Origin of the sequence: Dietzia sp. CQ4, from assembly GCF_014145125.1 — a bacterium.
Taxonomy (GTDB): Bacteria; Actinomycetota; Actinomycetes; order Mycobacteriales; family Mycobacteriaceae; genus Dietzia; species Dietzia natronolimnaea.
Genome location: NZ_JAALDZ010000112.1, coordinates 1 through 7,425, shown reverse-complemented (window position 1 = coordinate 7,425; position 7,425 = coordinate 1). Strand labels below are relative to the sequence as shown.

General features: G+C 70.7%; 7 protein-coding genes and 1 pseudogene. 6 read left to right on the top strand and 2 right to left on the bottom strand.

Annotated elements, in window-relative coordinates; translation table 11 throughout:
- Window positions 1-90: 90 nt before the first annotated feature.
- Window positions 91-639 (top strand): YbjN domain-containing protein, encoded by a 549-nt coding sequence (locus G6031_RS07350; protein ID WP_179525998.1) that lies wholly within the window; start codon window positions 91-93, stop codon window positions 637-639.
- A 200-nt stretch (window positions 640-839) separates the two neighbouring features.
- On the opposite strand, the gene G6031_RS07345 is transcribed toward G6031_RS07350, so the two are convergent.
- Window positions 840-2,543, bottom strand: coding sequence for a long-chain-fatty-acid--CoA ligase (locus tag G6031_RS07345; protein ID WP_182652893.1), 1,704 nt, complete (start codon window positions 2,541-2,543; stop codon window positions 840-842).
- A gap of 41 nt (window positions 2,544-2,584) precedes the next feature.
- Between G6031_RS07345 and G6031_RS07340 the strand changes: the two genes are divergently transcribed.
- The 3 genes from G6031_RS07340 (at window position 2,585) to G6031_RS07330 (ending at window position 5,328) form a co-directional block, all read left to right on the top strand.
- Complete coding sequence (locus tag G6031_RS07340) at window positions 2,585-3,334, top strand: phosphoglyceromutase (RefSeq protein ID WP_182652892.1); 750 nt, start codon at window positions 2,585-2,587, stop codon at window positions 3,332-3,334.
- A gap of 111 nt (window positions 3,335-3,445) precedes the next feature.
- Window positions 3,446-4,642 (top strand): ATP-binding protein, encoded by a 1,197-nt coding sequence (locus tag G6031_RS07335; RefSeq protein ID WP_182652891.1) that lies wholly within the window; start codon window positions 3,446-3,448, stop codon window positions 4,640-4,642.
- The gene (locus G6031_RS07330; protein WP_179523391.1) at window positions 4,639-5,328 is read left to right on the top strand and encodes a response regulator transcription factor; all 690 of its coding nucleotides are present in this window, start codon (window positions 4,639-4,641) and stop codon (window positions 5,326-5,328) included. Before G6031_RS07335 ends, G6031_RS07330 begins: the two co-directional genes overlap by 4 nt.
- A gap of 63 nt (window positions 5,329-5,391) precedes the next feature.
- Here G6031_RS07330 and G6031_RS07325 read toward each other — a convergent pair whose 3' ends face one another.
- A complete protein-coding gene (locus G6031_RS07325; protein WP_182652890.1) occupies window positions 5,392-6,234 on the bottom strand; it encodes a hypothetical protein in 843 nt (280 codons plus the stop codon).
- Window positions 6,235-6,267: 33 nt separating this feature from the next.
- Here G6031_RS07325 and G6031_RS07320 point away from each other — a divergent pair, with 33 nt between their 5' ends.
- Window positions 6,268-7,215: a Ppx/GppA phosphatase family protein gene (locus tag G6031_RS07320; protein WP_179523389.1), complete on the top strand. Its 948-nt coding sequence runs from the start codon at window positions 6,268-6,270 to the stop codon at window positions 7,213-7,215.
- Window position 7,216: 1 nt separating this feature from the next.
- Window positions 7,217-7,425: pseudogene (locus G6031_RS07315) on the top strand (hypothetical protein); the annotation flags it as partial.

Genomic DNA, 7,425 nt, shown 5'->3' with positions numbered 1-7,425 from the left:
GTCCGAACAAGCCCCCGTGACGAATCGCTCACGAGTCCGGGCCGTCGAACCGAAGGAGTCACCATGATCGACCCCACCGAGAACAAGCGCATGGACGACGACGGCGGGTCCGCGCCGCGCGGTGCCGACGACGTCGACCGCCCCACCCTCGAGTTGATCCGACGCTTCCTGGTGGAGCGGGACATCGAGTCGACGTTGGCCGACGGCCGCGTCTTCGTGGTCCAGCTGCCGGGGGAGAAGCGGCTCAAGACCGCCTGCCATCTGACGGTGAACCGGGAGAGCGTGCGGATCGAGGCGTTCGTCTGCCGCAAGCCCGACGAGGACTTCGAGAGGGTCTACAAGTACCTGCTGCGGCGCAACCGTCGGCTGTACCAGGTGGCGTACACGCTGGACAACAACGGCGACATCTACCTGGTGGGCCGGATGCCGCTGGTCGCGGTGACCGAGGAGGAGCTCGACCGCGTGTTGGGCCAGGTGCTCGAGGCGGCGGATCACGACTTCAACATCCTGCTCGAGACCGGCTTCCACACCTCGATCCGCCGCGAGTGGGAGTGGCGCGTCTCGCGCGGTGAGCCGCTGCGCAACCTGGACGCGTTCCGCCACCTCACCGAGGACCTGCCCCAGCCGGGGCACGAGTAACCCGCGAGCCCCCGGCGACCGCCCCGGCGACCGCCCCGGCGACCGCCTCTCCATCGAGAAGAGCGTTCCGCTCACCCTCTCCTCGGCCGATGTGTGCGGGACGCTCTTTTCGACGGTGTGGGGCGCCGACGGTGTGGAGCGTCGACGGAGCGGGCCGCCGACGGTGTGGAGCGTCGCGGGTGCGGACGTCGCGGCTCCCGTCAGAGCTGCTCGGCGACCTTCTTCCGCAGGACCTTGCCCATCGGGTTGGTGGGCAGCTCGCCCAGCGCCACGAACTCCCGGGGGACCTTGTACCCGGCGAGTGAGGCCTTGCAGTGGGCGCGCAGGGCCGGGGCGTCGAGCTCGGTGCCCGGTTCGAGCACGACCGCGGCCACGACCTGCTCGCCCCCGTCCGGTCCGCGCCGTCCCACCACCGCGCAGTCGGCCACGCCCGGGGCCCTGCGCAGGACCGCCTCCACCTCGGAGGGGTAGACGTTGAACCCGCCGGTGACGATCATCTCCTTGATGCGGTCCACCACGTGGAGGAAGCCGTCGGCGTCCTGGACCACCACGTCGCCGGTGCGCAGCCAGCCCTCGTGGAAGGTCTCGGCGGTGGCCGCGGGGTTGCGCCAGTAGCCCGGGAAGACCTGCGGGCCCCTGACCAACAGCTCGCCGGGCTCGCCCCGGTCGGCGTCGACGGTGGGGTCGTCCTTGTGGGCGACGCGGACGTCGGTGTCCGGGAAGGGGACGCCGATGCTGCCGGCCCGCCTCGCCGTCGACATGGGGTTGCCCACCGTGATGGGCGAGGTCTCGGTCATGCCGTACCCCTCCACGAGCAGGCCCCCGGTCGCGGCCTCCCACCTCTCGATGAGCTCGTCGGGCAGGCTCATGGCGCCGGACAGCGAGTGCCGGATGCCGTGCAGCGGGATCCCCCGCCTGCCGGCCTCCTCGAGGATCTTGGAGTAGATCGGGGGGACGGCCGGGATGAAGGTGGGCAGGTCCTTGGCCAGGATCGGCATGATGAGGTCCATCTCGGGCGCGGGCACGAGCTGCAGCCGGGCACCCACCGCGATCCCGATCACCACGCAGAGCGTCACCCCGTAGGCGTGGAACATCGGCAGCGAGGCCAGGAACCGCTCGCGCCCCAGCTCGAGTTCGGGCACCCAGGCCTCGCCCATCTTGGCGTTGGCCACGAGGTTGGCGTGCGAGAGCGTGGCGCCCTTGGGCGTGCCGGTGGTGCCGGAGGTGTACAGGATCAGCGCGAGGTCGTCGGCCTTCGGGCGTGGATATGAGAAGTCCAGCTCCGGCCCGGTCTCCAGCTCGCGCCAGTCCAGCGTCCCGGGAGCGGGCGCGGAGAGCTTGGCCCGCGAGGCGCGGAGCGACGGGACGGGCAGGAGCTTCAGCGCCAGGCGCTTGGCCGCGGGGAGCTCGTCGAGCAGGTCGACGGCGACGATGTGCTCGATCTCCGTGCCGGGGCGGTCGGCCAGCTCGCGCACCATCCCGGCGACGACGTTCCAGGTCACCACCACCCTCGCGCCGTGGTCGGCGAACGGGCCCTCGAGCTCGTCGGCGGTGTAGAGCGGGTTGTGCTCGACCACGATCGCGCCGATCCGCAGCGCGGCGTAGAACACCACGATCCCCTGCGGACAGTTGGGTAGCAGGACCGCGACCCGGTCCCCGCGCCCCACCCCGAGGCGACGCAGTCCCTCGGCCGCGTGGCGGACCCGGCTGCCGATCTCGGAGTAGGGCGTCAGTCGGCCGAAGAACTCGGTCGCGGGCCGGTCGGCGTAGGTGCGCACGGCGTCGTCGAACTGGTCGATGAGCGTGGTGGTGCCGTAGTCGAGGTCGTGTGTGGTGCCCGGGGTGTAGTGGGCGGTCCACGGCCGGTCGGGTCGATCGGGGGTGTCTCCGGCGTGTGTGGTCATGTCTGCACCGTAGTCCTCGGGCGTCGGGTCATAATGACCCTATGGCTTACGGAACCCTCGTCCTGCTGCGTCACGGTCAGTCCACGTGGAACGCCTCCAACCAGTTCACCGGATGGGTCGATGTGGACCTCACCGACCTCGGACGCGAGGAGGCGGTCCGCGGCGGCAGACTCCTCGCCGAGGAGGGCATCCTCCCGGACGTGCTGTACACCTCGCTGCTGCGTCGGGCCATCACCACGGCCAACATCGCGCTGGACGCCTGCGACCGGCACTGGATCCCCGTGGTGCGGCACTGGAAGCTCAACGAGCGGCACTACGGCAAGCTCCAGGGCCTCAACAAGGCGGAGATCAAGGACGAGTTCGGCGACGAGCAGTTCATGCTCTGGCGCCGGAGCTACGACACGCCGCCGCCGGCGATCGATGCGGACAACGAGTACTCGCAGTCGGCGGACCCCCGCTACGCGGACCTGCCGGAGGTGCCGCTGACCGAGTGCCTCAAGGACGTGGTGGACCGCTTCATCCCGTACTACGCGGCCGAGATCGCGCCGCAGCTGGCGGAGGGTAGGACGGTCATGGTGGCCGCGCACGGGAACTCGTTGCGCGCACTGGTCAAGCACCTCGACGGCATCTCCGACGAGGACATCGCGGGCCTGAACATCCCCACCGGCATCCCGCTGGTCTACCGCTTCGACGACTCCGGTCTGGTCTCCAACCCGGGGGGCACCTACCTCGACCCGGAGGCCGCGGCCGCGGGAGCCGCGGCCGTCGCCAGCCAGGGCGCCCAGAAGTAGGTGTCGCTCCGGTGAACACGCGGCGAACCCCCGTCCACCTGCGGACTTCCCGCAGATGGACGGGGGTTCTCCGTTGTGGTCGCCGATTCGCCGCACCGTAGTATCTGCCTCGTGCAGGTCAGTCTCGGGATCGCCCTCGCGATCATCGCCGCAGTGGTCGGCTTTGTCGTCGGCGGGTTCGTCGTCCCCCGGCTCCACGCCCGCCGTGAGCTCCGGCTCGCCGAGCAGCAGGGTCCGAGCCGGTTGGAGGTCCTGCGGGCGGTGTACCACCAGGCGCCGTACGCGCTCGCCGTGGTGGACCGTCACCAGGACGTGGTGCTCTACAACCGTCGCGCCGCGGAGCTGGGCATTGTGGACGACCGTCTCCTGGTGGACCCGGTGTGGCGCGCGGCCGAGATCACCTTCGCCGGCGGCGAGCCCTCGGCGTTCGACCTGCCCGCCAAGGTCATCACGGGGCGCCGCCGGATCCCGTCGGTGAGCGGCCGCAGCGAGATCCTCGGCGGCCACCTCGGTCAGTTCGCGGTGGTGTTCGCCGACGACGACTCGGAGCAGCGGCGCATGGAGGCCGCCCGGCGCGACTTCGTGGCCAACGTCTCCCACGAGCTCAAGACACCGGTGGGGGCCATGGCCGTGTTGGCCGAGGCGCTGCTGGAGTCCAAGGACGACCCGGAGTCGGTCGAGTACTTCGGCGGCCGCGTGGTGAGCGAGGCCCACAGGCTGGGCAAGATGGTCTCCGAGCTCATCGAGCTGTCCCGGCTCCAGGGCGCCGAGCGGATCCGCGATCCCGAGCCGGTGGACGTGGACGCCGTGGTGGACGAGGCCATGCGCAGGTCGGCGTCCGCGGCGGAGGCGGCCGGGATCGAGCTGATCACCGACGCGCCCTCCGGGCTCGAGATCTCGGGCGACTGGACACTGCTGGTCACCGCGTTGACCAACCTCATCTCCAACGCCGTCAACTACTCGCCGGAGCGCACCCCGGTCTCGATCACGCGGGCGCTCGACGGGGACACCGTGATGCTGCGGGTCACCGACCGGGGGATCGGCATCGCGCCCGAGCACCAGACCCGCGTGTTCGAACGGTTCTTCCGCGTGGACAAGGCCCGGTCCCGGGCCACCGGCGGGACCGGGCTGGGGTTGGCGATCGTCAAGCACGTCGCCCAGAACCACAACGGCGGCGTCAGCATCTGGAGCAGGCCCGGGACCGGGTCCACGTTCACACTCGAACTCCCGGCCCATGTGGAGCCGGGTGGCGAGGGGGCCCCGCCCCCCGCCGAGCACGACCAACAAGGAGAGGACCAGGTGCCGTGACCAGGGTGCTGATCGTAGAGGACGAGGCTTCGCTCGCGGATCCGTTGGCGTTCCTCCTGCGCAAGGAGGGCTTCGAGGTCACCATCGCCGGCGACGGCCCGACCGCGCTGGAGAGCTTCGACGCGGAGGGCGCGGACATCGTGTTGCTGGACCTCATGCTCCCGGGCATGTCCGGAACCGATGTGTGCAAGCGCCTGCGGGTGACCTCGAGCGTCCCGGTCATCATGGTGACCGCGCGGGACAGCGAGATCGACAAAGTGGTCGGGCTGGAGTTGGGGGCCGACGACTACGTGACCAAGCCCTACTCGGCCCGCGAACTCATCGCCCGCATCCGGGCCGTGCTCAGGCGCGGCGCGGACACGGAGGGAGACCAGCCGGACGACATCGGTGTCCTGGAGTCGGGCCCGGTGCGCCTGGACATCGAGCGGCACACGGTGACCGTCCGCGGGTCGGTGGTGACCCTCCCGCTCAAGGAGTTCGACCTGCTCGAGTACCTGCTGCGCAACTCGGGCCGGGTGCTCACCCGCGGTCAGCTGATCGACCGCGTCTGGGGGTCGGACTACGTGGGGGACACCAAGACTCTGGACGTCCACGTCAAGCGGCTGCGCTCGAAGATCGAGCAGGACCCGGGCAAGCCGGTCCACCTGGTGACGGTCCGGGGCCTGGGCTACAAGTTCGAGGGCTGACCAGCTCGTCCGGTCCGAAGCGGGATTTGACCGGCTCGTCCGGTCCGGAATGGGAGTGGTCGACTAGGGAGTCGCCCGCTCCGTCGCGGGGTGCACGGCGACGATCCCCAGCTGGCGGCGGCGCCGGCACGCCGCGGCCAGCACCTCGTAGCAGTCGGCCCCCAGCAACTCCACCAGCTCGTCGCGCAGTGAGACGAACACCGGGTCGGCCCCGACGTGCGCCTCGGGCGATCCGGTGCAGTACCAGTCGAGGTCCAGCCCGCCGGGGCCCCAGCCGCGGCGGTCGTACTCGCCGATACGGGTGTGGAGGACCTCCACCTCGTCGGGCCGGGTCTCCCACTCCTGCGTGCGGCGGATGGGCAGTTGCCAGCACACGTCCGGCTTCGACTCGGGCAGGGTCCGCCCCGTCCTCAGCGCCATGTGGTGCAGGGCGCAGCCCGAGCCGGCCGGGAAGCCGACGTCGTTGAAGAACACGCATCGCCCGCCGTGGCGCCGCGTCCGCAGGGCGGGCTCGGGCTCGCCGTCGTCCCCGGTGAGCTCGTCCTCTTCCAGCCACGGCTCGAGATCGACGCCCTCGGCCTCCGCGGCCTCCAGCGCGGCCCCACGGTGCTGCCAGTCCTCGGGTCCCAGGAGCTCGACGTTCACGGTCAGTCGCGCGCGGTCGTCGTCGTCACACAGGAACGCCCCGTGCGTACAACAGCCGGAGTCGGGCTGGTCGGCCTCGATGCCGTGGCAGGCCGGGGTGCCGAACACGCAGGTCCACGAGGACAGCAGCCAGGTCATGTCCGCGGAGACGAGGTGCTGGTCGTTCGCGGGGTCCGGGAAGGTGTACCACTCGCGGGGGAAGTCGAGGGGGACTTCCGCGGCGGGCGCGCCCGGGGTGCTGGTGCGTTCGGTGGCGGTCACAACCTGCGACCGTAGACCGTTTAGGGTGGGCGTGTGAGATTAGGTGTCCTGGACGTCGGGAGCAACACGGTCCATTTCGTGGTGGTCGACGCCCATCGGGGCGGGCACCCCACGCCCATGAACGACTCCAAGACCCGTCTGCGGCTGATCGAGTACCTCGATGAGGACGACAACATCTCGAAGACCGGCGTCGCCCGGCTGATCGACGCGGTCAACGAGGCCGCCGATCTGGCCAAGGCCACCAAGTGCCGCGAGGTCATGGCCCTGGCGACCTCGGCGGTGCGCGACGCCGCCAATTCGGACGCGGTGCTCGAGAAGGTCGAGAAGGAGACCGGGATCGCGTTGCGCGTGCTCTCCGGCGAGGACGAGGCGCGGATGACCTTCCTGGCCGCCCGCCGGTGGTTCGGCTGGAGCGCCGGTCGGATCGTCAACCTCGACATCGGTGGTGGCTCGCTCGAACTCACGAGCGGCGAGGACGAGCTGCCCGAGCACGCCTTCAGCCTGCCCCTGGGCGCCGGCCGGCTGACGCACGACTGGTTCAAGACCGACCCGCCCGAACGCAAGCGCATCAACCAGCTGCGTGATTTCATCGACGCCGAGCTGGAGGGCCCTGCCCGGGACCTGCGGGCGGCCGGCACCCCCGACCTGGCCTGTGCCACCTCCAAGACGTTCCGCACGCTGGCGCGGCTCACCGGCGCGGCGCCGTCGTCGGAGGGGCCGCGGGTGGAGCGGATCCTCACCGCGTCGGGTCTGCGGCAGGTGATCGCCTTTATCTCTCGCATGACGGCCGCCGACAGGGCAGAGTTGGAGGGCATCAGCTCTGACCGGTCCCATCAGGTGGTCGCGGGAGCGCTGGTGGCGGAGGCGTCGATGAGGGCTCTGGGGTTGGAAAGTGTGAAAATCTGCCCGTGGGCTCTGCGGGAGGGGCTCATTCTGCAGCGTCTCGACCGGGACGCGGGCGGCGACGGAAAGGGGAGCTGAGATGGCCGAGGATCAGGACGGTCAGCAGATCACCGTGGCGGAGCTGCTCAAGCGCATGGGCGCCGAGCAGTCGGACGCGGCCGCACCCAAGGGGCGCCGGCACCGGCGGGCCGACGAGGGCGGCAGCGGCGTGAGCGTCTCCGAGCTCACCGGCGAGATCCCGCGGATCACCGACGACACCGAGCTCAGCAGCCGCGCCGCGCGCCGCCG